Source organism: Streptomyces sp. NPDC003035, from assembly GCF_042888285.1.
In the GTDB taxonomy this organism is placed as follows: Bacteria; Actinomycetota; Actinomycetes; order Streptomycetales; family Streptomycetaceae; genus Streptomyces.
In genome coordinates this window covers 359,367-382,994 of sequence record NZ_JBIAPJ010000008.1, presented here as the reverse complement: position 1 = coordinate 382,994, position 23,628 = coordinate 359,367, and the positions used below count along the sequence as shown (strand labels likewise).

The window sequence follows — 23,628 nt, the reverse complement described above, 5'->3', positions numbered from 1 at the left end:
AATGGGAATCTCACTCCCTGAGCTTCTTCAGCCGCTCCACGTCCGCCGCGTGCCCTTCCTTCCCGCCCGGGGTCTCGATGATCAACGGTACGCCGTCGGTGGCGTGGTGCCTCATGAGTTCCCGGAACGGGTCCTCGCCGATGTGGCCCGCGCCGATGTTCGCGTGCCGGTCCTTGTGCGCGCCGACGACGTCCTTGGAGTCGTTGGCGTGGATCAGCTTCAGCCGTCCCTCGCCGACGACCTCGACCAGCCGGTCGAGCGTCTGAGCCATGCCGTACGGACCGGTCAGGTCATGGCCCGCGGCGAAGATGTGACAGGTGTCCAGGCAGATACCGAGCTTCGGATGGCGGTCCAGCGCGTCGAAGTACGGGCCGAAGTCCTCGGCACGCGAGCAGAGCGAGAACCCCTGCCCGGCCGTCGACTCAAGCAGCAGGAACGGGTCGTCCGGGTGCGTCAGCTCGTCGAGCAGCGGCCGCATCCGCTCCCGTATCTGCGCCAGTGCCTCCGCCCGCGGCCGGCCGCCGGTCGCCGAACCGGTGTGGACCACCACACCCTTCGCCCCGATCTCCCGGCCGCGGCGCAGCGAGTGCCGCAGCGAGTCGACGGACCGCTCGACGGTCGCCTCGGTGTGGGAGCCGAAGTTGATCAGATACGGGGCGTGGACCCAGGCCGACAGGGACTCGGCCTCGCACGCGGCGCGGAACAGCTCGTCCTGGGCCGGGTTGCCGAGGGGAGTGGCCCAGCCGCGCGGGTTGGCGACGAAGACCTGCACGGTCTCCGCGCCCAGCTCGCGGGCGTAGGCGAGACCGGTCGAGGCGAGGCCGCCGGCCACGGGGACATGGCCGCCGACGGGGTTGCGCATGAGTTCTTACAGTCCCTTGATCGTGATGGTGATGGTGGAGCCCTCGGGGGCGGTGGAGCCGCCGTCGGTGGACTGGCCCGAGACCGTGTCGCCGAGGTAGGGGAAGGTCTTCTCGACCTTCACCTCGAAGCCCGCGCCCTCCAGCTTCGCGCGTGCGGCCGCGGTGGACTCGCCCACGACGTCGGGGACCTCGATCATCCGCGGGCCCTTGGAGGGGGTGAGGACGATCCGGTCGCCCTTCGCGGCGCGGCTGCCCTCCGCGAGGGACTGGGCCGCGACCGTGCCGGCCGCCTGGGGGGAGTGGATCCGCTCGGTCGCGATCTCCACCGTGAGCCCGGCCTCCTGCAGCGTGCTCGTGGCCTCGGCCACCGACGTGCCGGCCACGTTCGGGACCTCGATCGGGACGCCCTTGCTCACCACGAGGGCCACGGCCGAGTCCGGGCTGCGCTCGGTGCCGGGCTCCGGGTCGGAGCTGATCACGGCGCCCTGCGCGACGTCCTCGCTGAACGCGGTCGTGATGACGCCGGGGGCCAGGCCCTCCTTCGCCAGGAGCCGCTTGGCCTCCGCCAGCGGCTTCCCCTTGAGGTTCGGGACCTTCACGATCTCGGGGCCGCGGGAGATCGTGAGCGTGACCGTGCCGTTGCCCCGGATCCGTTCGCCGGAGGCGGGGTCGGTGGCCATGACCGTGCCCCGTTCGTACACGTCGCTGAAGGCGCGCTTCGTCGCGCCGACGTCGAGACCCGCGTCCGTGAGCCGCTTCGTGGCCTTCGCCTCGGTCTGGCCGAGGACGGCCGGTACGCGGGTGAACTGGCCGGAATTGATGTACCAGACACCCGCCCCGAGCCCGAGTGCGACCAGGACGGCGGCGAGGACGAGCAAGGGGCCGCGGGGCCGGCGCGGAGCGCGCCGGGACTCCGGCGGGAGGTCGGGCGGCGGCACGGCCAGCCGGCTCGTGTGCTGCACCGGCTGCGCTGACGGCGGCAGGACCTTGGGGATGACGCTGGTCAGGTCCTCGGAGCCCGTACGGTCCTCCGGGCGCGCCTGCGGCGGTACGGCGTCCAGCTGCTCGTCCCCGAGGGCGGCGCGGGCGTCCCGGGTCAGGGCCAGGAGCGCGACGGCGTCGTGCGGCCGGACGTCGGGGTTGCGGGCCGTGGCGCTCGCCACCAGCTCGTCCAGTTCGAGGGCGAGCCCGGGCACGGCGGCGGACGGGGCCGGGACGTCGGTGTTCAGGTGGCGGTAGAGGACCTGTGCCGGGGTGTCACCGGAGTGCGGCTTGCCGCCGGTCAGCATCTCGTACAGGACGACACCGCAGGCGTACACGTCGGCGCGGGTGTCCGCGGTGCCGTGCTCGATCTGCTCGGGGGCGAGGTACGACACGGTGCCGAGGACGGAGCCGGTGGTGTTCGTGGCCGAGCCGACGGCCCGTACGAGACCGAAGTCGGCGACCTTGACCCGGCCGTCGTCCCCTATCAGCACGTTCTCCGGCTTCATGTCCCGGTGCACGAACCCGGCCCGGTGCGCGGCTCCCAGGGCGGCGAGCACCGGCTCCAGGATGTCCAGCGCCGCGCGGGGCTGGAGCGCCCCGCGCTCGCGCAGCACGTCGCGCAGCGTGCACCCGGCGACGTACTCCATGGCGAGGTAGACGTACGCGCCGTCCGCGCCCTGGTCGAAGACCCCGACGACGTTGGGGTGGGAGAGCCGGGCCACGGACTTGGCCTCGCGGATGAACCGCTCCACGAAGGTGGCGTCGGTGGCGAGGGCCAGGTGCATCACCTTGAGCGCGAGCACCCGGTCGAGGCGGATGTCGACGGCGCGGTAGACCGTGGCCATCCCGCCGACGGCGATGCGCGCGTCGACGCGGTAGCGCTCGTCGAGCAGCTGCCCGACGAGGGGGTCCTGGAGGGTCGTGTCCACGGGCCCGAGTTTACGAGCCCGGTCACCCCTCCTCGGCCGGGTCGCCCGGACTGCAGCGCACCTGTGACGAGGACCCCTCGCTCCGGGGACTGGCCCTGTGGGCGGCGGGTTCCGGGCGCAGCCCCGGGACCCCCCACCCGCCCCCGACAGGGTTTCGGGGAGGGGCGGGGTGGGGGAGATCACGTCGTCAGAACGCCGGGCGCTCCGGGTCCAGGGCGGCGCGGCCCTCCGTCGGGGACGAGGCCTCGGCGAAGTGGCGGCGGGGGATCCGGCCGGCCCGCCATGCCAGGCGGCCCGCCTCCACCGCGTGCCGCATCCCCTCCGCCATCAGCACCGGCTCCTGCGCGCGGGTCACCGCGGACGCCAGCATCACCGCCGCGCACCCCAGCTCCATCGCCAGGGCCGCGTCCGAGGCCGTCCCGGCCCCCGCGTCGAGGATCACCGGCACCCCGGCCCGCTCCACGATCAGCTGGAAGTTGTGCGGGTTGCGGATCCCGAGTCCGGAGCCGATCGGGGAGCCCAGCGGCATGATCGCCGCGCACCCCACGTCCTCCAGCTTCCGCGCCAGGACCGGATCGTCGTTGGTGTACGGCAGGACCGTGAAACCGTCGTCCACCAGCGTCTCCGCCGCGTCCAGCAGCTCCACTCCGTCCGGCAGCAGGGTCCGCTCGTCGGCGACGACCTCCAGCTTGATCCAGTCCGTGCCCAGCGCCTCCCGCGCGAGACGCGCCGTCAGCACGGCCTCGCCCGCCGTGAAGCAGCCCGCCGTGTTCGGCAGGACCCGGATGCCGAGCCGGTCCAGGACGGAGAGGACGGAGCCCTGCACCGTCGGGTCCAGGCGTCGCATCGCCACGGTCGTCAGTTCCGTACCGCTGGCGATCAGCGAGCGTTCGAGGACGTCCAGGCTGGGGGCCCCGCCCGTGCCCATGATCAGGCGCGAGGAGAACTCCGTACCGCCGAGGACGAACGTGTCGTCGGACATCGCGCTCAGCCCCCCTGCACCGCGGTGAGGACCTCGACCCGGTCGCCCTCGCCGAGGACGGTCGTGGACCACTGGCTGCGCGGCACGACGGTCTCGTTGACGGCCGCGGCCACGCCCGACGGCGCGGCGGAGAGGGTGGCGACGAGGGCGTCGAGGGTCGTGGGGGCGGCGAGGACGCGCGCCTCGCCGTTGACAGAGACGTTCATGCGGGCTGCTCCTGACGTACGTGAGCGGGGGAGAAGCGGCGGGGGGTGAAGGGGCGGGCCTCGTCCGGAAGCGCGCCGGTGGTGAGGAGCTCGGCCATCACCTCGCCGGTGACGGGGGTGAGCAGGACCCCGTTGCGGTAGTGGCCGGTGGCCAGGTGGAGCCCCGGCAGCGCGGTCGAGCCCAGCAGCGGCGCGTTGTCCGGGGAGGCGGGGCGCAGACCCGCCCGAGTCTCGGTGAGCGGCAGCTCGGTGATGCCCGGCACCAGCTCGTGGGCGTCGCGCAGCAGCTCGTACACCCCGCCCGCCGTGACGGTGGTGTCCCAGCCCAGCTCCTCGCTGGTCGCGCCGACCACCAGCTCGCCGTTCTCGCGCGGCACCAGATAGACGTGGCTGCCGCGCACGACGGCCCGCACGGTCCGGGACAGGAACGGCGCGTACGCCCGCGGCACGGTCAGCCGCAGCACCTGCCCCTTCACGGGGCGTACGGGCGGCAGCACGTCCTCCGGAACACCGGCGAGCCGGCCGCTGAGGCTGCCCGCGGCCAGCACCACCTGGTCCGCGGCCTCCGCGCGGCCGTCGGCGAGCACCACACCCGCCGCCCGGTCCCGTACCACCGTCAGCCGCTCCGCCAGGGCCCGGTGGAAGACCACCCCGGCCCGCTCGCAGGCGGTGACCAGCGCGGCCGCGAGCCGGCGCGGATCGACCTGGTGGTCGCCGTCGACCCGCAGTCCGCCGCGCACCCCCGGCGCCAGCATCGGCTCCAGACGGCGGCACTCGCGCCCGCTGAGCCACTCCGACTCCAGACCGCAGCGGGTCTGCAGGGCGTGCAGCTCGCGCAGGTGCGCCCGGTCGTCGGCGTCGAGCGCGACGGCGAGCGTGCCGCAGGCGCGGTAGCCCACGTCGTGTCCCGTGGCGTCCTGGAGCTCGGCGACGAAGTCCGGATAGCGGCGCGCGGAGGCGAGGTTGAGGGCGAGCAGGGTCTCCTCGCCGTAGTGGAGCTCGGTGACGGCGGCCAGCATCCCGGCCGCCACCCGGGCGGCCCCGCCGCCCGGCTCGGGGTCCACGACCGCGGTGCGCAGCCCGCGCTGCGCCGCCCGCCAGGCCGTGACCAGACCGATGATTCCGCCCCCGATGACGAGAACGTCAGATGTGCTGCATGTACGCGACATGGGCGTCCAGCCCCTCCCTTCGCCGGCATGACCCGGATCAGGTTCGTACGGTCGGAGGCCGGCCAGCCTCCCTCTCAGCCCGGTGCGTCCGGGCTCCCGCGAGTGCTCTACGTTGACGGTCAGACTAACCCCCGCCCCCGACGCCCAGTAAGGGAGCCTCCGCAGTGGCACGTTCTCTCGACGGACTGGTCCTCGCCCCCGTCGCCGACCAGGCCCCCGGTCAGGTGGGTACACGCACCCGGTTCACGTACCACGAGGAGGGCGGCCGGATCTGGGCCGAGTACGCCGGCGGAGACGTGGTCCGCGGGAATCTCGTCGGCACGCGCGCGGGGGACCGGCTCGACTTCCGGTACGTCCAGTTGAAGCAGGACGGATCCACCTCTTCGGGGCATTGCGTGTCGACCGTGGTGGAGCTTGCGGACGGGCGCGTTCGGCTGGAGGAGACCTGGGCATGGGAGTCCCAGGAGGGCTCCGGCACCAGTGTGGTCGAGCAGCTGCCTTCCTGACGGAATGTCAGATGCGTAAGGTGATCGGGTGAGCGAGCAGAAGCAGGCACAGCAGCGGGTCGTGATCGTGGGCGCCGGCATGGCAGGGGTACAGACCGCCGTCGCCCTGCGCGAACAGGGCTTCGGCGGACCGGTCACCCTCATCGGGGCCGAACCGCACCAGCCCTACGACCGGCCGCCCCTCTCCAAGGCGGTCCTCCTCGGCAAGGCCGAGGACTCCGCCTTCGACGTCGACTTCGAGGCGCTCTCCATCGAGCTGCGCCTCGGTCTCGACGTCACCGGGCTGCGCGCCGGGGACCACGAACTCGACACCGAGGCCGGACCCGTCCCGTACGACGTCCTGGTCCTCGCCACCGGAGCCGAGCCGGTCACCCTGCCCGGCACCGAGGGCGTGCCCGGAGTCCATCTGCTGCGCACCCTCGACGACGCCGCCCGCCTCAAGCCCGTCCTGGAGCTGCGCCACGACATCGTGGTGGTCGGCGCCGGCTGGATCGGCGCCGAGTTCGCCACCGCCGCGCGCGAGGCGGGGTGCGCCGTCACCGTCGTCGAGGCCGCCGACCGGCCGCTCGCGGGCGCGCTCCCCGTCGAGGTCACCGCCCCCATGGCGCAGTGGTACGAGGAGAGCGGCGCCGCACTCCTCACCCACGCGCGCGTGGCCGGCGTCGAACCCGGCACGGTCGTCCTCACCGACGGCCGGCGGCTGCCGGCCGACGCGGTCGTCGTCGGCATCGGCGCCCGGCCCGCCACCGGCTGGCTCGCCGGCTCCGGCATCGCCCTCGACGCGGACGGCTCCGTCACGGCCGACGACCGGCTGCGCACCTCCCTGCCCGACGTCTACGCCGTCGGCGACTGCGCCTCGTTCCCCTCCGCCCGCTACGGCCGACGGCTCCTGGTCCACCACTGGGACAACGCGCTCCAGGGTCCGCGCACCGTCGCCGCCGAGATCATCGGCGAGGTCCCCCGGCCGTACGACCCGGTGCCGTACTTCTGGTCCGAGCAGTTCGGCCGCTTCGTGCAGTACGCCGGACACCACGAGGGCGACACGGAGCTGCTCCGGCGCGGCGACCCGGAAGGACCCTCCTGGTCCGCGCTGTGGCTGCGCGACGGCGTCCTGGTGGCCCTGCTCGCCGTCGGACGCCCCCGCGACCTGGCCCAGGGCCGCAAGCTGATCGAATCGGGCACCCGCGTCGACCCGACGCAGGCCGCCGACCCCTCCGTCCCCCTGAAGGCGGCAGTTGGCTAGACACCCCCTAGGGGGGTTCTCGCGGGTCGGGCAGGGCTCGACTACCGACTGTCGGTCCGGGATGGCAGGCTTGGCCATGTGACCGAGATTGACGCAAGAATCGATGCTCTCGTCCCCGCCTGGCTCTACCTCCCCGACATCGCGGAAATGCTCGATGTCGAGGTGACGCGCGTGCGGCAGCTGGTCAAGGAGGGCCAGCTCATCGCCGTACGCCGTGGTGAGAACAAGGCGCTTCAGGTGCCGGCCGCCTTCATCGACGGCGACAAGGTGGTCAAGGGCCTCTCCGGGACCCTGACCCTCCTGAAGGACGACGGCTTCACCGACGAAGAGATGCTGGAGTGGCTCTTCACTCCCGACCCGACCCTGCCGGGCACGCCCGCGCAGGCGCTCAGCGAGAATCGCGGCACGGAGGTGAAGCGCCGCGCCCAGGCGCTCGCCGTCTGACGTACCGAAGACACCACACAGGTGGCTCCGTGGGGCCGGTCCCGGCCGGCCCCGCGGAACCACGGCACCCAACGGGGGGAAGCACCCATGTCCACGCCTCGCGAGCAGCTCGCCGACGCCCGGCTCTACCTGTGCACGGACGCCCGCAAGCGCCAGGGAGACCTGCCCGCCTTCCTCGACGCCGTGCTCTCCTCCGGCGTGGACATCGTGCAGCTCCGCGACAAGGGCATGGAGGCCGGCGAGGAGCTGGAACACCTCGCGGTGTTCGCCGACGCGTGCCGCCGGCACGGCACGCTGCTCGCCGTGAACGACCGGGCCGACGTCGCCCACGCCATCGGTTCCGACGTGCTGCACCTGGGCCAGGGCGACCTGCCCGTGCCCGCCGCCCGCGCGATCCTCGGCGACGAGGTGCTGATCGGCCGTTCCTGCCACGCCGAGTCCGAGGTGGACGCGGCGGCCGCCGAGCCGGGTGTGGACTACTTCTGCACGGGCCCCTGCTGGCCCACCCCGACCAAGCCGGGCCGGTACGCACCCGGCCTCGACCTGGTGCGGTACACGGCCGCCCTGGAGCAGGACCGGCCCTGGTTCGCCATCGGCGGGATCGACGAGACCACCCTCGACGAGGTCCTGGACGCGGGCGCGCGCCGGATCGTGGTCGTCCGGGCGATCACCGAGGCCGACGACCCGGCCGCGGCGACCGCCCGCCTCGCGAAGCGGGTCCGCGAGCGCTCGGCGTGATCTCCTCGGCGCAACGTCCGAGGGCGCGGTCGACTTCTCGGACGTTGTCCAAAAACGTGTCCATTCCTCGGACGCGGCTTCGTCGGCCGAAGACCCGCGTCTAACCTGCCCGTATGGCTCTTGGCACCGCTTCCACCCGCTCGGACCGTGCGCGCACGGTCCGCGACATCCTCGCCTCCGGCAAGCCCTCGTACTCCTTCGAGTTCTTCGCGCCCCGGACCGAGAAGGGCGAGCGGAGCCTGTGGAACGCCCTGCGCAGAGTGGAGGCGGTCGGGCCGAGCTTCGTCTCGGTGACCTACGGGGCCGGCGGCTCGACCCGTGGCGGGACGGTCAAGGCGACCCAGAAGATCGCCGGCGACACCACCCTCACCCCGGTCGCGCACCTCACCGCGGTCGACCACTCCATCGCGGAGCTGCGCAACGTCCTCGGCCAGTACGCCGACGCCGGCATCCGGAACATGCTCGCGCTGCGCGGCGACCCGCCCGGCGACCCGCTGGGGGACTGGATCGAGCACCCCGAGGGCGTGCGGTACGCCGCCGACCTGGTCCGGCTGATCAAGGAGTCCGGGGACTTCTGCGTGGGCGTCGCCGCCTTCCCCGAGATGCACCCCCGCTCCGCCGACTGGGACACGGACATCCGTCACTTCGTGGACAAGTGCCGTGCCGGTGCCGACTACGCCATCACGCAGATGTTCTTCGATCCGGACAACTACCTCCGGATGCGGGACAGCGTGGCGAAGGCCGGCTGCGAGACGCCGATCATCCCCGAAGTCATGCCCGTTGTGAACGTGAAGACCCTCGACCGGCTGCCCCAGTTGAGCAACGCCCTCTTCCCGGCGGACGTGAAAGAACGGATCCTCGCCGTCAAGGACGATCCGGCCGCTGTACGCTCCATTGGCATCGAGTTCGCGACGGAGTTCTGCGCGCGTCTGCTCTCCGAGGGTGTCCCCGGACTGCACTTCATCACGCTGAACAACTCCACCGCGACGCTGGAGATCTACGAGAATCTCGGACTGCACGTGCAGTCGTGACCGGCGTACCCGCCCCAGACCCGCGGCGGTGGCCGTAGGAGAGGGGCGGGCATGGGGTGGACGGTCCTCTACATCGCGTTCGGTGTCGTCGCGTTGTGGCTGTTGGGTGAGGTGCTCCTGCAGTACAAGGCGAGGCTGCGCTGGCGCGTGCTCGCCTTCTGCGGCTTCCTGGGGGTGGTCCTCGGCGTTCTGATGCCCTCGGTCGCCGTGATCATCGCGGGGGCGGTCGCGTTCGCCGTCGGCCAGACCTATGTGACCCTGTCCTTCCGCCGCGGCTTCTCCACCGGCTGGGCCATCGGCGGGAGCCCGGGCGCGAGCCGTCGCCGCAGGTCCGCCACGCCGCCCGAGACCGGCCCCACGCTCGAGGTCACCGACCTCTCCTACGAGCCGGTGGACCCCTCGCCCGCCGAGGCCACGGCGGTCTACGAGCCGCAGCCGATGCCCGACGAGACCGGCCAGTACGCCGTCTACGACCCCTCGTACGCCCACTCCCACCCGCAGGCCCAGCCCGAGCCCCAGCCCGTGTACGGCGGCTACGACGGCTACACGCCCGGATACCAGCAGCCCGCCTACGACTACGACCCCGGGCAGCAGCAGTACGCCGCGTACTCCGACCCGTACATCGGCCCGGGGACCGACGGCCAGCAGTACACCTCGTACGACTACGGCACCGCCGGCCAGCAGCCCTACGCGGACCCCTACGCACCCTCGTACAGCTACGACACCCCGCCCGGCGGCGTCTGGGTGCCGCAGCAGCGGGACGGCGAGCAGCCGGGCCAGGACCAGTACGGCCACGGCGGCGGGAACGACCAGCAGTACCGCTACTAGGGCGTGTTTCGAAAGTAGCGCCGTCCGCCCGCAGGGCGGGGCCGCGGCGTCTGGTGCGTGCAATCGCAAGGCGGAGGATCATCCTCGTACTGGACGTACTTGGATGACTCCGACAACGCAGCGAGTGTGCGTGCCAGGCGTCGCGGGCCAGGCGGGACTTTCGAAACACGCCCTAGCCGCCCCATCGCCCAGCCGGGCCGGCTACCGCGAGCCGCGGAAGTCCGCGCCCTCCACGATCAGCCCGGCGACCAGCGCGCCCGACATCCCGGCGTGGGCGAGCCCGCCGCCCGGGTGGGACCAGCCGCCGGCGAAGTGGAGGCCGGCGAGGGGGGAGAGGTTGGCGGCAGGAAGGAACCGGCCGCGGGCGCCGGCGAGGGCGGGCCCGGGCACCTCCGCCGCGCCGGTCTCCCGCAGCGTGTCGTCCGGGGTGCGGACCTCCTGCCAGAGCAGGCGCTCGCGCAGCCCCGGCACGGCGGTCTCCGCCTGGGCGACCATGCGCCCGGCGGTCCCCTCCCAGCCCTCCCTGCCCGTCGTCGGCACCGTCGCGGTGACGGTCACCGACTCGTGCGCGCCGTCGGGTCGCAGGGCCGGGTCGTCCGGCCGCAGCACCGTCACCGTCGGCCGGTCGCCCGTGCCGTGCACCACGGTGCGATGCACCGCGTCCGCATCCCGTGCCCCGCGCAGGGCCAGACAGACCGTCACCCGGCCGGTCCCGGCCACCTGGTGGCGCGGCCACTCGTCCTGATCGTCCCAGCCGACGATGTGCTCGCGGTAGAGCGAAGGCACGGGAGCCCCCGCCACCACGTGGTCCGCCTCGACGGCCTCGCCACCCTCCAGCGCGATCCCGACCGCCCTGCCGTACTTCTCGAGGACGTCGGTGACGGCGGAGTCGAAGACGAACTCCACCCGCCGCTTCCGGCACCGCTCGTACACCGCGTCCGCCAGCGCCCGGATGCCGCCGCTCACGTACCAGGTGCCGAAGGTCTGCTCCATGTACGGCAGGACGGCGGCCGCGGCCGGGGCCGTGGCCGGGTCGAAGCCGTACGCCCAGGCGTACGAGTCGAGGAGCGCGACGAGCCGGGGGTCACGCAGTTCCCGCGCGCCGATCCCGGACAGGCGTGTGGTCCGGCGCCGCAGGAGACCCGGCTTCAGGGCCGGGTAGGGTTCGCGGCCGAGGGTGGACGGGTCCGCCGGCTGCGGCTCCTCCAGGAGGGGGCGACGCGTGCGGTCCCAGGCCTCGCGGGCCCGGACCATGAAGTCGCCCCAGCGCTCGCCAGCGCCGTCGCCGAGCGCGGCGTCCAGGGCGGAGACGGTGCCCGCACGCGAGGCGTTCGGCAGGTCCACGCGGGTGCCGTCGGCGAAGACGTGCCGGCTCGCCGGGTCGACCTGCGTCAGCTCGACGCAGTCCTCCAGCGGCTCCTTGCCGGTCTTGACGAACAGATCGCGGTAGACCGCCGGCAGGTGCAGCAGCCCCGGGCCGGTGTCGAAGGCGAACCCGTCCCGCTCGAAGCGGCGCACCGCACCGCCGTACGTCCCACCGCGCTCGTACACCGTCACCCGGTGGCCCGCCACGGCCAGCCGGGCGGCCGCCGCCATGGCGCCCATGCCCGCGCCGATCACCACAATCCGTGCCATGTCAGCGACCCTATCCGCCACCACCGACAGCCCGTTTCGGCGGCCCGGTCAGTCGGGCGGGACCGGAGTTCGGGCCTCCGTGGCGGCCAGGCGCTTCTCCTCCCGGCGCTGGGCCCTGCGGCGCAGGAAGCGGCGGATGCGTTGGGCCAGGAAGCCCAGTATCACCAGGCCGAGCAGGAGGAGCACGGCCGCGATGATCGCCGCCGCCACCGGGTTGAAGACCGCGAACGTGATGATCCCGGCGACCCCGAGATCCTCCGCCACGCTCATGGCGACGTTGGAGAACGGCTCCGGCGAGGTGTTGATCGCCATCCGTGTCCCGGCCTTGACGAAGTGGCTCATCAACGCGGTCGAGCCGCCGACCGCGCCCGCCGCGAGCTCGGGCAGGGAACCGGACTGCCCGGCGAGCAGGGCGCCCACGACGGCGCCGGAGACCGGCCGGATCACCGTGTGGACGGAGTCCCAGACGGAGTCGACGTAAGGGATCTTGTCCGCCACCGCCTCGCACAGGAACAGCACCCCGGCGACGATCAGGACGTCGGTGCGCTGCAACGACTCGGGGACCTCGTCGGTCAGACCGGTCGCGCCGAAGATGCCGAACAGCAGGACCACCGCGTACGCGTTGATCCCGCTCGCCCAGCCGCTGGTGAAGACCAGGGGGAGTACGGACACGCCCGCGATCGTATCCAGGTCTGAGTACCCGTACCTAGACGATGAGATGAGTAGCGATGCGGATGGGCTTTGACCTGCGGAGACGGAAGAGTAGGGGCAACGGAAGGGGCACGGCTCCGGAACTGCCGACACGGGGCGGCGGAACGGGGCCGTGCGCCTGCCGGCACGGGGGTGCACGGGGGATACGGGGTCCACGGGGGACACGGGGGCCCGCGGGGGAGCACGGGGGTACGGAAAACGCCGGACGGCGAGGCTCGGGGGGATCGAGCCTCGCCGTCCGGCGTATTCCCTCGTGGTCGGTCAGCAGCCGCCCACCCGGCCGTGCAGCAGCCGCGACAGCGCGCTGTGCACATCGTCGATCGAGCGCTCCCGCTGGAAGGCCTGCCAGTCCAGGGCGGCCACCAGAACCATCCCGACCAGCGCGGCCGCGGTAAGCTGGATGTCGATCTCCTCGCTCAGCTCGCCCGCCTCGACGCCCTCCCGCAGCACGCCCTCCACCACGGCGACCGCCTGCTGACGGACGACCAGGAGGGTTTCGTTCCAGGCCCGGTTGGTGCGCCAGAGCTCGGCCACGTACAGCTGGGTGAAGGCCGGATAGCGGTCGATGAAGACCAGACCCGCCCGGATCATCGCGTCCAGCGCGTCGACCCGGCTCCCGCCCCGTTCCGCCGTCTCCTCGGCCGCCGTCCGCAGTGAGGCGGTCAGCAGGGCGACTCCGTGCCGCAGCAGCTCCTCGAAGAGCTCGGTCTTGCTCTTGAAGTTGTAGTAGACCGTGCCTTTGGCGACGCCCGCGCGCTCGGCGATCTCGTCCACCGTCGTCGCCGAGAAGCCCTGCTCGGCGATGAGCGTGACGGCGGCCTCGTAGAGCTTCGCGCGCGTGGCCTGGCGTCTGGTGCTGCTGCTGTCCATGGGCTCGATTCTCACAGGTCTCAAAGACTCAGTTCCGGGTGGAGCCGGTCCAGGGTCCACACCTGCTTGCGCCGGGCCGAGACGGCGGTCAGCGCAAGGGCGCCCACCGTGAACGCCGTCAGCACCGCCACCGCCTGCCAGACCGGCCCGATCCCGCCGCCCGTGATCAGCCGGCGCAGCGACTCGACCACGTAACTCATCGGCAGGAAGGGGTGGATCGCGTTGAAGAAGCCCGGGCTGGTCTGAACGGGGTACGTGCCGCCCGCCGAGGTCAGCTGGAGCATGAGCACGGCCAGCACGAGAATCCGGCCCGCCGCGCCGAAGCGGGCGTTGAGCCACTGGATGATCGCGGCGAAGCAGCAGGTCACCAGGGCGAGGAAGCCGACGGTTCCGGCCGCCCTGACCATCTGGAGACCGAGGCCCCAGTGCAGGACGGACATCAGCGCGGCGACCTGCAGCAGCCCGATGGCCGCGACCGGAAGCCAGCCGGCCAGGGCGATCCGCCAGGCGGAGGCGCCCGCGGCGAGGGCGCGCCGGTTGAGCGGCGCGATCAGCATGTACGCCACCATCGCGCCGACCCAGAGGGACAGCGGGATGAAGTACGGGGCGAAGCCGGTGCCGTAGTTGGGCGCCTTGTGGAGCGACTGGGAGGCCAGCTCGACCGGGTCGGCCATGACCTCCGTACGCCGGTCCCGCTCCTGCTCGTCGTAGTCGGGGATCTTGGCGACACCGTCGTGCAGACCGGTGGCAAGCTCGCCGGAGCCGTCGGCCAGCTTGAAGAGACCGCCGTCGAGCTCCCCGGCGCCCTTCTTCAGCTTGCCGACACCCGTGTCCAGGTTCGTCGAGCCGGTCCTGGCGCTCGTGAGGCCGGTGTGCAGCGCGTCGGCGCCCTGGGCGACCTTCTGGGCACCCGTGTTCAGCTTGTTGATCTTCTTGACGGCGCCGTCGAGGTCCTCGTCGAGGTGCGGAGCGGCCTCGGCCAGGTCCTCGGCCTGCTTCTGCAGGGTGGCGAGCTGCCCGTCGAGCTTCTTGAGGTCGCCGTCGCTGCCCTTGGTCAGCTCGTGCAGGTCGTCGGCGATCTTCGCGACGTCGTCCGCCGTGACCTTGGCCTCCTTGAGGGCCGGGCAGGCCTGGGGGTCGGGCAGCGGATTGTCCACGCACTGCTTCTTGTGGAGCGCGTCCAGCTTGTCGTCGGCCACGTGCGCGGCGCTCCGGGCGAGCGGGGCGCGCCGGACCACGTCCTCGAGGTCGTGCCGCACGGCCGCGGCGGAGTGGGCGACCAGCCGGGCGGTGTCCCCGATCGTCTTGCCGTTGTTCTTCAGGTACGGGCGGACCTTGGCGGCCGTTCCGTTGACCTTGTCGGCAAGCTCCTTGGTGCCGTTCGCGACCTGCCGGGAGCCGGTCTCCAGATCACCCGCGCCCTTGTCGAGCTTCTTCAGGCCCGTGGCGAGGTCGCCGCTGCCCTGCTTGGCGTCCTTCAGGCCGTCGGCCAGGCTCTTGGAGCCCTTCTTCGCCTTGTCCACGCCGTCCTTGAGCTCGCCGGCGCCCTTGGCGGCCTCGGCGGTCGCGGCATGGATGTCGGAGAAGGAGATGAAGATCTTGTCGAGGAAGGTGCGCGAGGACTTGGTGGAGGCGGCGGTGCGAACCTCGGAGAAGACCGTCCGGGAGATCTGCCCGACGATGTAGTTGTTGGCGTCGTTCGTGCGGACCTGGAGCGCGCCCGTCTCGGGGGCGTCACCGGAGCTGGAGGCGATGCGCGAGCTGAAGTCGCCCGGCATGGTCAGCGAGAGGTAGTACGTCCCGTCCTCCACGCCCTCGCGGGCCTCGGCGTCGCTCACCTGGTGCCACTGGAAGACCTTGCTGTCCAGCAGACCCTCGGTGATGTCGTCACCGGCGTTGATCTTCTTGCCGTCGGCGGTGGCGCCCTTGTCGTCGTTGACCAGGGCGACGGGTATCCGGTCGAGCCTGCTGTACGGGTCCCAGAAGGACCACAGGTACAGCGCGCCGTACAGCAACGGCAGCAGCAGGATCGCGACGAGCGCGGCCCGCGGCAGCTTCCCCCTGCCGAACCGCTTCAGCTCAAGCGCGGCCAGTTTCGGCGAGCGCATCGGCCGCCCCCTCCTCGGTGGTGTCTTCGGTGTCGTCCTCGGCGCCGGCCTCGGTGTCGTCCTCGGCGCGGACTTCGGTGTCGGTCCCGTGCCGGCTCTCGTCCTCGGGCGCGTCCTCGGCAGCTTCCTCGGCAGCTTCCTCGGTCGCGTCCTCGGGCGTGTCCTCTGTCGCACCGGGCACCGTGGTGACCTTCAGGACGTCCGCCGGGGCCTCGGCGCAGACGGCGAGCACGGTGGTGCCGGCGTCGGCGATCGAGCGGAGCAGGCCCCAGGCCTCGGTCCGGTCGGCGTCCGAGAGCTTGAGGTCGGTGTCGTCGAGCGCGAGCAGCCGGGGCCGGGAGATCAGGGCCAGGGCGATCGACAGGCGCAGGGCCTCGAGCCGCTCCAGGTCCCGTACGGAGGTCCGCCCGGCCTTCGGCAGGGTGTCCAGGTCGAGCCCGGAGGCCTCCAGGGCCGCCTCGATCCGGGCCTTGGTGGCGGCGGCCCGCTCGGCGGGCGGGCGGAGGAGGGCCCGGAGCGTTCCGTCGTAGCGGCGCTGGAGCAGCGCGCGCTCGCGCAGATGCTCGGCGACCGTGAACGCCGGGTCGAGGTCGCTGACGCCGGGGACCGGGCCGAGCGCGCTGATCCGGCGTACGGCGGCCATCTTGCGGGGCAGGCGGAGCCCGGCGACCTCGGCATGGCCCTCCTGGGGCTTCATCCGACCGGTCAGCGCGAGCAGCAGACAGGTGCGGCCCGAGCCGGACGGCCCCTCGATCGCGACGAGCGAGCCGGGCTCGGCCCGGAAGCCGACCCCGCGGAAAACCCAGCCGCGCGGCCCCTTCAGCCCGAATCCGTCCGCGACGACGGCGGCGCCGTGCGGCTCCTCCGGGTTCGCTTCCACCGGTCCACCCCCACTTTCCCCAGTTTTTGCACTGACCAGTCAGTGCAAAAACTTACCCCCGCAGCGGCGATCTCGGCAAAGACGCAGGTCAGCGTGATTGTCAGTGGTGCCCTTCAGGATGGACACATACGGACACAGAGCCGTCACACGACGACAGGAGGCTCGTCATGACCAGCTCCTCCGCAGCAGCCGCACCCCGGCGCCGCGCCGCCGGCCGCCCTGCCCCCGCACTGTCCGGACCACCGTCCGACGTCCACCCGGTGCTGCGCCGCGCCACCGCGCCGCCCGCAGCGCTCGACCTGCTCGCCCAGGCCCGCGCCGGCCTCGACGAGGCCGCCGGACACGACGTCCCCAACGAGCGGTACGCCACCGCCCACCTCGCCGCGCTGCGCACCGCGGCCGCGGTGCTCGCCGCCCGGGGCCGCCCCGAGACCAATCCGCGCAAACGCGCGCGGATCCGGAGCGCCTGGGAGGTACTCCCCGAGATAGCGCCCGAGTTGACCGAGTGGAGCGCCCTGTTCGCCTCGGGCGCACCCCGTCGGGCCAGGGCGGAGGCGGGCATACCCGGCGCGGCCAGCCACCGGGACGCCGACGACCTGATCCGGGACGCCGCCATGTTCCTTCGCCTGGTCGAGCGGCTCCTGGTCCTGCAGCCCGTGCTGCCCCGTCAGACCGGCGCCGAGGAGGCCACGGGGTGAGCGCCGTGTGAGCGGGGGAGTACGCCCGAGGCCATAGGGTGGAGGCGTTCGTGCACCGTCACCGAGGAGTCAACAGCCGTGTCGGACCCTTCCCCTGTCTTCGGTCGAGAGGCGTCGTCGCGTCCCTCGCGCGCCTCCCTTCGTACGGCCGTCGTCTGGGACGTCCTCAAGGACGCCCTCGACCGTCGGGTCAAGGCCACCGGGCAGGACAGCCTCGATGTCCTCGACACGGGCGGCGGCTCCGGCAACTTCGCGGTGCCGGTGGCCCGTCTCGGCCACCGGGTCACCGTCGTCGACCCCAGCCCGAACGCGCTGTTCGCCCTGGAGCGCCGGGCCGCCGAGGCCGGCGTCGCCGACCGGGTCAGCGGGGTCCAGGGCGACATCCGCGGCCTGTTCGACGTCGTCGGGCGGGAGGGGTACGACGTGGTGCTCTGCCACGGCGTCCTGGAGTACGTGGACGACCCCGCCGAGGGAGTACGGAACGCGGTGGCGGCGCTGCGGGCCGGAGGCGCGCTCAGCCTGCTCGCCGCGGGCGTCGGCGGCGCGGTCCTGGCCCGCGCGCTGGCCGGGCACTTCACCGAGGCCCGCACGGCCCTGAGCGACCCGTCCGGGCGCTGGGGCGACGGCGACCCGGTGCCCCGTCGCTTCACTGCGGACCAGCTGACCGAGCTGGCGGGTGCGGCCGGCCTGGACGTCGGAGCGGTGCACGGCGTGCGGGTCTTCGCCGACCTCGTCCCCGGTGTCCTGGTCGACACGGAGCCCGGCGCGGCGGAAGCCCTGCTCAAGCTGGAGGCAGCCGCGGCGGAGCTGCCGTCCTTCCACGCCATCGCCACCCAGCTGCACGTCCTGGGCGAGAAGCGCGTCTGACACCCGCCCGGCGGCAGGCCCGGGGCCAGGCCCCGGGCCTGCCCGCACCGGGCTGATCAGCGACGCAGCCGCACATGGAGTACGCCACAGGCCCCCCGAACGGCGAGTTCGCCCCGTATGATCGGGGGACACCATCCGGCATGACAGGGAAGGCGCTGGGGAATCAACGCCTCAGCAACCGAACCGCATGGCGGCCCGGATTGGCGATTTGGCGTTGAGGGCGGGTTTCACGGGGGCGATTCCCTGCCTATCCTGAAAGGGCCGCATCCCGGTCGCCCCCGCGACCGACGACTAGGAGGACTCCGTGCCGCTCTCGGAGCACGAGCAGCGAATGCTCGAGCAGATGGAGCGAGCGCTGTACGCCGAAGATCCCAAGTTCGCGACAGCGCTCGAGGGAAGCGGACTGCGTACGTACACCCGGCGACGGGTTTACCAGGCAGTCGCCGGCTTCCTGGTGGGTATCGCGCTCCTCATGGCTGGAATGGTCGCTCAGCAGATCTGGATCAGCGTGGTGGGTTTCCTCGTCATGCTGGGCTGCGCGGTACTGGCCGTCACCGGATGGCGCAAGGCGCCGAAGCCGGGTGAGCAGCAGCAGGCGACGGGCGGAGCGGCGGCCGGTGGCCGTCAGGGCCGACAGCGCCGCTCGATGATGACCCGGATCGAGGAACGGTGGCAGCGCCGCCGGGACGAACAGCAGGGCGGCGGCCACTGACGGCGCCCTGAGGCCTTCCGGCCTCCCCCCGACCCCGAGCCCCGCGGGCCCGCGTCTTGACGCGACCGCGGGGCTCGTCGCGTACCGGTGCCCCTGCGCTGGGCGGCGCCCCCTGCCCCCCTGGCCTGCGGCCCCGCGCCCCCCGGGCGCCGCCCACCCCCTTCCCCGCCCACCCCCCGTGTGGGCATTCGTCCCGCTGGGGCGGGACGGGTGGGCACACGGGACGGCGCCCTTGCCGGGCCCAGGCTCCCGTGCCTGCGGTGCCCACGGGTGCGGCGCCGTCGTGGGGTTGTGCCCACCCGTCCCGCCCTGCGGAACGCCTGCCCACAACCCGGGGGGTGAGGGGGGTCGGGCCCCGGTCGGGCCCGGCCCGCCCCCATGCGTCACGCGCGGTCGCGCGAAAGGCGGCGGAACGTTGCCGTCGTGCGCGCTGTGAGCGCGTCGCGGCGCAGGCCCCACGCCCTCGTCACCGCCGACCACCGTTCCGATGTCGCCCACACCACCCGGACGGCCGAGCGCGGTGCGAGCAGTGCGCGCAGGCGCGTCCCGCGGGACGCCGCCGTCGCGAAGCCCGACCTGACCAGGGCGACCTCCTCCGCCAGGCCCGTGGCCGGACGCGGTTGCGGGGCGTAGAGGACCTGTTCGACCGCGCGGGCCACCCGGTGCACCGCGTTGGCCGGCTCGCCCTCCAGGGAGCCCAGGCGGACGATCCGGGCCGCCGTCTTCCGGGGCGTCCGGGACTCGTCCGGCGCGACCCCGTGGTCCCAGGCCGTGTCGCCGATCTCCCGCCAGGCCGCCAGCGTCCTGGCCACCGCGTCCTCGGCCGTGCGGCCCGAGGAGCCGAGCCGCCGCGCCCGTACCCGTGTACGCCACAGCAAGGGCGACAGCGGCAACAGCAGCACCACCGCCACGGCCAGGCAGATCAGCAGCACCTTCAGCGGGTTCACCCCGCCGCCGTCGGACGACGCTCCGCCCGCCGCCGGGTCGGCCCCGCACTCGCCCAGGCGCCGCAGCTCCGGCGGGCAGCTCTCCGAGGTGCTCGGCGCGGCGGACGGCATCGCCGAGGCGCTGGACTCCGGCCGCGCGGACTCCGTCGGCGTCCCCGTGGGGGACTGCTGGCGCGTGTACTCCGGCGTGGAGCCCCGCGTCGGCGTCGGCTCGAACCTGACCCAGCCCGCGCCCTCGAAGTACAGCTCCGGCCAGGCGTGCGCGTCCCGGATGCCCACCGACATCGTGCCGTCGGCCTGCGAGATGCCCGGCATGAAGCCGACTGCCACCCGGGCCGGGATGCCCAGGGAGCGCGCCATCGCCGCCATCGAGAACGAGAAGTGGACGCAGAAGCCCTCCCTGCGCTCCAGGAAGCGGGAGATCGCCTGGACGCCCGTGCCCGACTCGACCTCGACGTCGTAGCGGAAGCCGCCGTCCGTCGCGAACCAGTCCTGGAGCTTCACGGCCCGCTCGTAGTCGTTCCGCGCCCCCTTGGTGACCTGCAGCGCCGTCGACTTCACGTCGAGGGGCAACGAGTCGGGGACCCGGGTGTACTCGGCGAGGAGCTTCGGCGGCGCCGGCGGGGCCGCCGCCAGCTGCGCCGCCGTCGGCCGTACGTCCAGGCTCGTCACCGTGTACCGGGCGCCGCGCGTGTTCTGCTTGTCGTCGCCGACGATCATCCGCCCGGCCGGCTCGTACCGCCAGCGGCCCTCGATCTCGACCCGGGCCGCCGGGTAGGGCATCGGCAGCCACTTCTGCTCGTACGTCGAGGAGGCGACGAAGTTGCCCGTCACCTCGGTCGTACGGACCTGCTCGCCGAGGCCGTCCGGCCGCGGCAGCCGCTCCGGCACGTCCTCGATGGGGCGGACCGAGGACTTCCACGAGGTGCCGTCGAACTGGTCGAGCGCCACGAGCCGCAGATACATGCCGCTGGTGTCGGTCGCGTTGGTCCGGTACCGGAGCACCTCGCGGTCCTCGGGCTGCCGGAGGTTGTCCTGGAGCGAGACCAGCGGGTTCACGGCCGAGATCGTGCCGCCCCTGCCCCCCTCGCCGGCTCCCTCGCCGGGGCCGCCGAACAGACCGCCGGAGAGCGCGGGCAGCGCGGCCGGCACCACCAGCGCGATGCCCATGGCCACCACACCGATCCGCCGACCGGTCCGCACCGGGGCGAGCGCCTGCCCGCCGCCGGCCGCGGCCGTGCCGCCCGGACGCGGCGCGCCGCCGAACACCCGCCCCCACTGCGAGAGCCGGTCGCGGCTCTCCGCCAGGAGCAGCAGGAGATAGCCGGTGGCGGCCAGCACGAACCACAGCCAGCTCGCGCCGCCGTCGGAGAGACCCGCGGCCACCGAGTACAGCGCGAGGAGCGGCAGACCGGCCGGGGCCGCGCTGCGGAAGGTCACCGCGATCGTGTCCACCAGGAGACCGATCACGAGCACGCCGCCGACCAGCATCAGCCGGATGCCCTCGGTGTCGGGGGCCGGGATCGCGTACGTGCTCACGTCGTCGGCGCCCGCCCGGAACAGCGCGGCGAACCGCCCGAGGGCCTGCGGCCCGGGCAGGAGGCCGAGCAGCGCCTGCTCCCGGGCGAAGACGAGGGTCAGCGCCAGCAGGCTCGCGAGGGCCTGCGCCGCGACCGTCAGCGGCCGGGCCAGCGGGACCCGCCGGGTCAGCACGCCGATCCCGCTCTGTACGGCCAGCAGGATCGCGGCCGTGAAGATCCAGGTCGCCGGTTTCACCAGCGGAAGGAGCGCGCCCGCCGCCAGCAGCGTGGCGGCGAAGGAGCCCAGTGTCAGCCGCCCGCGGCCGCTCATGACCAACCTCCGTACGTGTCACCCGCGGCGGTCTCCGCACGCGCTCCGCCGGCCTGCTGCCACAGCTCGGACAGCCGGTCGCCGGGGCGCACGGCCAGCGCCGTCCACCCGGCCTCCCTCAGCTGCCGCAGCCGCTCGTCGACCGCACCGCTCACCGCGCCACCGGTCAGCCACGTGCCGGAGTCCAGGACGAAGGCGACGGCCGCGCCGCTGCGCTGCCGCATCCGGGCCGCCACCGCAGCCTGCTCCTCGTCGATGTCGCCGACGAACGCGATCAGAAGACCCTCGTTCCCGCCGCGCAGCACGTCGTACGCGCGCGAGAGACCGGCCCCGTCGGAGTGGTCGACGACGGCGAGGGTGTCCATCATCAGCCCGGCCGCCTCGGCCGAGTCCTGCGCCGAAGAGGCGAAGCCCTCGGCGCCCTCGCCGGGCACCGCGGTGCCCGTGTCGGTGAGGAGCCGTACCGCATAGCCCCGCTCCAGCATGTGCACCAGGGTGGAGGCCGCGCCCGAGACCGCCCACTCGAAGGCCGAGTCGGGGCCGGCGCCCTGGAAGGCGATCCGGCGGGTGTCGAGCAGGACCGTGCAGCGGGCCCGCTGCGGCTGCTCCTCACGGCGGACCATCAGCTCGCCGTAGCGCGCGGTGGAACGCCAGTGGACCCGGCGCAGATCGTCACCGTGGCGGTAGGCGCGGGGGATCACGTCGTCGTCACCGGCCAGCGCCAGCGAGCGCTGCCGGCCGTCGCCGTACCCCGCCGCCTCGCCGGCCAGCTTCACCGCCGGGAGCGCCTCGGTCCGGGGAACGACGGTGAGCGTGTCGTACGCGCTGAAGGAGCGGGTCAGCTCGCACATGCCGAAGGGGTCGTTCAGCCGCAGCTGGAGCGGGCCCAGCGGGAAGCGGCCGCGCAGGTCCGAGCGGACCCGGTACGACACCTCGCGCCGGCCGCCCGCCTCGACCCGGTCCAGGACGAACCGGGGCCGCGGCCCGAGCATGTACGGGACGTGGTCCTGGAGCATCAGCAGGCCGGTGGGCAGCCGGGAGACGTTGTCCATCCGCAGATGGACCCGGGCCTCCGAGCCGACCGGCACCCGCTGCGGGGAGAGCCGGCGGCTGGCGGCGACCCGGTACCGGGTGCGGTGGAGGACCCCGGCGCAGATCAGCGGCAGCACGGCGAGCAGCAGGCCGACGCGCAGCAGATCGCCCTGGCCGAGGACGTAGGCGCAGATCGCGGCGGCGACACCGGCGGCGAGGAAGGAGCGGCCGCGCGTGGTGAGCCCGCCGAGGGTGGCCCGTAGGCCACCCCGGTCGTTCCCCGCGCGAGCGCCCCGGTCGTCCTCCCGCTGCCCCTCCGGCGCGGCAGCGGTCGCCATCACAGCTGCCGAACGCCGGGCTGCTGCTGGCCGAAGTGCGGGCCGGCGGGCGGCGCCGCGACCGGGACGGGCGTGCGCTGCAGGATGTCGAGAACGAGCTGCTCGGAGGTGCGCCGGTTCAGCTGGGCCTGGGCCGTCGGCATCAGCCGGTGGGCGAGGACCGGCACGGCCAGCGCCTGGAGGTCGTCCGGCAGGACGTACTCGCGGCCGCTGAGCGCGGCGGACGCCTTGGCGGCGCGCAGCAGATGGAGCGTGGCCCGCGGCGAGGCGCCGAGCCGCAGGTCCGGGTGGTTACGGGTGGCGGCGACGATGCCGACGGCGTACCGGCGCACGGAGTCGGCGACGTGGACCGCGCGGACCGCGTCGATCAACTTCACGATGTCGTGGGCGTGCGCGACGGGCTGCAGATCGTCGAGCGGGTTGACCGCCCCGTGGATGTCGAGCATCTGGAGCTCGGCCTCGGGGCTGGGGTACCCGATCGAGACGCGCGCCATGAAGCGGTCGCGCTGCGCCTCGGGGAGCGGATACGTGCCCTCCATCTCCACCGGGTTCTGCGTGGCCACGACCATGAACGGGCTCGGCAGCTCGTACGTCTGCCCGTCGACGGTGACCTGCCGCTCCTCCATGGACTCCAGGAGCGCGGACTGGGTCTTCGGCGAGGCGCGGTTGATCTCGTCGCCGATCACGATCTGGGCGAAGATCGCGCCCGGCTTGAACTCGAAGTCCCGCCGCTGCTGGTCGAAGATCGACACGCCGGTGATGTCCGACGGCAGCAGGTCGGGCGTGAACTGGATACGGCGCACCGAACAGTCGATGGACCGCGCCAGCGTCTTGGCCAGCATCGTCTTGCCGACGCCGGGGACATCCTCGATCAGAAGATGTCCCTCGGCGAGCAGCACGGTCAGCGAAAGCCGTACGACCTCAGGCTTGCCCTCGATCACACTCTCCACCGACCTGCGGACGCGCTCCGCTGTGGTGGTCAGATCTGCGAGGCTCGCTCGATCGTCATAGGTCGTCACCCGGCCCTCCTCGGCCCCTCCGAAACACACCGACACC

General features: G+C 73.1%; 22 protein-coding genes and 1 riboswitch. Of the genes, 9 read left to right on the top strand and 13 right to left on the bottom strand.

The genetic code is table 11. The features are described 5' to 3' along the window. Positions 1-10: 10 nt before the first annotated feature. The 5 genes from ACFYV5_RS26490 to thiO all read right to left on the bottom strand — a co-directional run bounded on the left by ACFYV5_RS26490 (position 11) and on the right by thiO (position 5,133). Positions 11-862: a deoxyribonuclease IV gene (locus ACFYV5_RS26490; protein ID WP_389172462.1), complete on the bottom strand. Its 852-nt coding sequence runs from the start codon at positions 860-862 to the stop codon at positions 11-13. A 6-nt stretch (positions 863-868) separates the two neighbouring features. Then, positions 869-2,776, bottom strand: a complete 1,908-nt coding sequence (gene pknB, locus ACFYV5_RS26485) for a Stk1 family PASTA domain-containing Ser/Thr kinase (RefSeq protein WP_389172460.1) — start codon at positions 2,774-2,776, stop codon at positions 869-871. Between the two features lie 187 nt (positions 2,777-2,963). Then, positions 2,964-3,758 (bottom strand): thiazole synthase, encoded by a 795-nt coding sequence (locus tag ACFYV5_RS26480; RefSeq protein ID WP_355109232.1) that lies wholly within the window; start codon positions 3,756-3,758, stop codon positions 2,964-2,966. Between the two features lie 5 nt (positions 3,759-3,763). Then, positions 3,764-3,964, bottom strand: a complete 201-nt coding sequence (gene thiS, locus ACFYV5_RS26475) for a sulfur carrier protein ThiS (protein ID WP_389172458.1) — start codon at positions 3,962-3,964, stop codon at positions 3,764-3,766. Continuing rightward, on the bottom strand, positions 3,961-5,133 hold the full coding sequence (gene thiO / locus ACFYV5_RS26470; RefSeq protein WP_389172456.1) for a glycine oxidase ThiO: 1,173 nt from the start codon (positions 5,131-5,133) through the stop codon (positions 3,961-3,963). The genes thiS and thiO overlap by 4 nt, the downstream gene beginning before the upstream one ends. Further along, positions 5,131-5,243, bottom strand: a riboswitch (TPP riboswitch). Its footprint overlaps the gene before it by 3 nt. Positions 5,244-5,297: 54 nt before the next feature. Between thiO and ACFYV5_RS26465 the strand changes: the two genes are divergently transcribed. The 6 genes from ACFYV5_RS26465 (at position 5,298) to ACFYV5_RS26440 (ending at position 9,923) form a co-directional block, all read left to right on the top strand. Next, positions 5,298-5,639, top strand: a complete 342-nt coding sequence (locus ACFYV5_RS26465; protein WP_355109238.1) for a hypothetical protein — start codon at positions 5,298-5,300, stop codon at positions 5,637-5,639. 28 nt (positions 5,640-5,667) lie between these two features. Then, positions 5,668-6,882 carry an NAD(P)/FAD-dependent oxidoreductase gene (locus ACFYV5_RS26460; protein ID WP_389172454.1) on the top strand — a complete coding sequence of 405 codons (1,215 nt, stop codon included), beginning with the start codon at positions 5,668-5,670 and terminating at the stop codon, positions 6,880-6,882. A gap of 78 nt (positions 6,883-6,960) precedes the next feature. Next, positions 6,961-7,326 (top strand): Rv2175c family DNA-binding protein, encoded by a 366-nt coding sequence (locus ACFYV5_RS26455; RefSeq protein ID WP_158986532.1) that lies wholly within the window; start codon positions 6,961-6,963, stop codon positions 7,324-7,326. A gap of 87 nt (positions 7,327-7,413) precedes the next feature. Continuing rightward, a complete protein-coding gene (gene thiE / locus ACFYV5_RS26450) occupies positions 7,414-8,064 on the top strand; it encodes a thiamine phosphate synthase (protein WP_389172451.1) in 651 nt (216 codons plus the stop codon). Between the two features lie 113 nt (positions 8,065-8,177). Beyond that, complete coding sequence (metF, locus tag ACFYV5_RS26445) at positions 8,178-9,095, top strand: methylenetetrahydrofolate reductase [NAD(P)H] (RefSeq protein ID WP_355109243.1); 918 nt, start codon at positions 8,178-8,180, stop codon at positions 9,093-9,095. A gap of 51 nt (positions 9,096-9,146) precedes the next feature. Then, positions 9,147-9,923, top strand: coding sequence for a hypothetical protein (locus tag ACFYV5_RS26440; protein ID WP_389172449.1), 777 nt, complete (start codon positions 9,147-9,149; stop codon positions 9,921-9,923). Between the two features lie 201 nt (positions 9,924-10,124). On the opposite strand, the gene ACFYV5_RS26435 is transcribed toward ACFYV5_RS26440, so the two are convergent. The 5 genes from ACFYV5_RS26435 to ACFYV5_RS26415 all read right to left on the bottom strand — a co-directional run bounded on the left by ACFYV5_RS26435 (position 10,125) and on the right by ACFYV5_RS26415 (position 16,127). Further along, positions 10,125-11,558: a phytoene desaturase family protein gene (locus tag ACFYV5_RS26435; protein WP_389172447.1), complete on the bottom strand. Its 1,434-nt coding sequence runs from the start codon at positions 11,556-11,558 to the stop codon at positions 10,125-10,127. Positions 11,559-11,606: 48 nt separating this feature from the next. After that, positions 11,607-12,230: a DUF4126 domain-containing protein gene (locus ACFYV5_RS26430; RefSeq protein ID WP_355111024.1), complete on the bottom strand. Its 624-nt coding sequence runs from the start codon at positions 12,228-12,230 to the stop codon at positions 11,607-11,609. Positions 12,231-12,530: 300 nt separating this feature from the next. Then, the gene (locus ACFYV5_RS26425; protein WP_355111025.1) at positions 12,531-13,139 is read right to left on the bottom strand and encodes a helix-turn-helix domain-containing protein; all 609 of its coding nucleotides are present in this window, start codon (positions 13,137-13,139) and stop codon (positions 12,531-12,533) included. A gap of 20 nt (positions 13,140-13,159) precedes the next feature. After that, a complete protein-coding gene (locus ACFYV5_RS26420) occupies positions 13,160-15,247 on the bottom strand; it encodes a YhgE/Pip family protein (protein WP_389172444.1) in 2,088 nt (695 codons plus the stop codon). Then, positions 15,219-16,127: an ATP-binding cassette domain-containing protein gene (locus ACFYV5_RS26415; RefSeq protein WP_389172442.1), complete on the bottom strand. Its 909-nt coding sequence runs from the start codon at positions 16,125-16,127 to the stop codon at positions 15,219-15,221. Before ACFYV5_RS26415 ends, ACFYV5_RS26420 begins: the two co-directional genes overlap by 29 nt. Positions 16,128-16,294: 167 nt before the next feature. Here ACFYV5_RS26415 and ACFYV5_RS26410 point away from each other — a divergent pair, with 167 nt between their 5' ends. From ACFYV5_RS26410 to ACFYV5_RS26400, 3 genes are all read left to right on the top strand, one after another. Further along, on the top strand, positions 16,295-16,825 hold the full coding sequence (locus ACFYV5_RS26410) for an SAV_6107 family HEPN domain-containing protein (RefSeq protein ID WP_355111031.1): 531 nt from the start codon (positions 16,295-16,297) through the stop codon (positions 16,823-16,825). 78 nt (positions 16,826-16,903) lie between these two features. Next, positions 16,904-17,692 carry a methyltransferase gene (locus ACFYV5_RS26405; RefSeq protein ID WP_355111033.1) on the top strand — a complete coding sequence of 263 codons (789 nt, stop codon included), beginning with the start codon at positions 16,904-16,906 and terminating at the stop codon, positions 17,690-17,692. Between the two features lie 304 nt (positions 17,693-17,996). Next, entirely contained in the window at positions 17,997-18,404 is a 408-nt protein-coding gene (locus ACFYV5_RS26400) for a DUF3040 domain-containing protein (protein WP_355111035.1), read from the top strand. A 383-nt stretch (positions 18,405-18,787) separates the two neighbouring features. Here the strand turns inward: ACFYV5_RS26400 and ACFYV5_RS26395 are convergent, their stop codons facing one another. From ACFYV5_RS26395 to ACFYV5_RS26385, 3 genes are read right to left on the bottom strand one after another with little or no spacing between them, the layout of a single operon-like run. Next, on the bottom strand, positions 18,788-21,202 hold the full coding sequence (locus tag ACFYV5_RS26395) for a DUF3488 and DUF4129 domain-containing transglutaminase family protein (RefSeq protein WP_389172439.1): 2,415 nt from the start codon (positions 21,200-21,202) through the stop codon (positions 18,788-18,790). Continuing rightward, positions 21,199-22,572: a DUF58 domain-containing protein gene (locus ACFYV5_RS26390; RefSeq protein ID WP_389172437.1), complete on the bottom strand. Its 1,374-nt coding sequence runs from the start codon at positions 22,570-22,572 to the stop codon at positions 21,199-21,201. The genes ACFYV5_RS26395 and ACFYV5_RS26390 overlap by 4 nt, the downstream gene beginning before the upstream one ends. Next, complete coding sequence (locus ACFYV5_RS26385) at positions 22,572-23,591, bottom strand: AAA family ATPase (RefSeq protein ID WP_389172435.1); 1,020 nt, start codon at positions 23,589-23,591, stop codon at positions 22,572-22,574. The genes ACFYV5_RS26390 and ACFYV5_RS26385 overlap by 1 nt, the downstream gene beginning before the upstream one ends. Between the last annotated feature and the right edge of the window lie 37 nt (positions 23,592-23,628).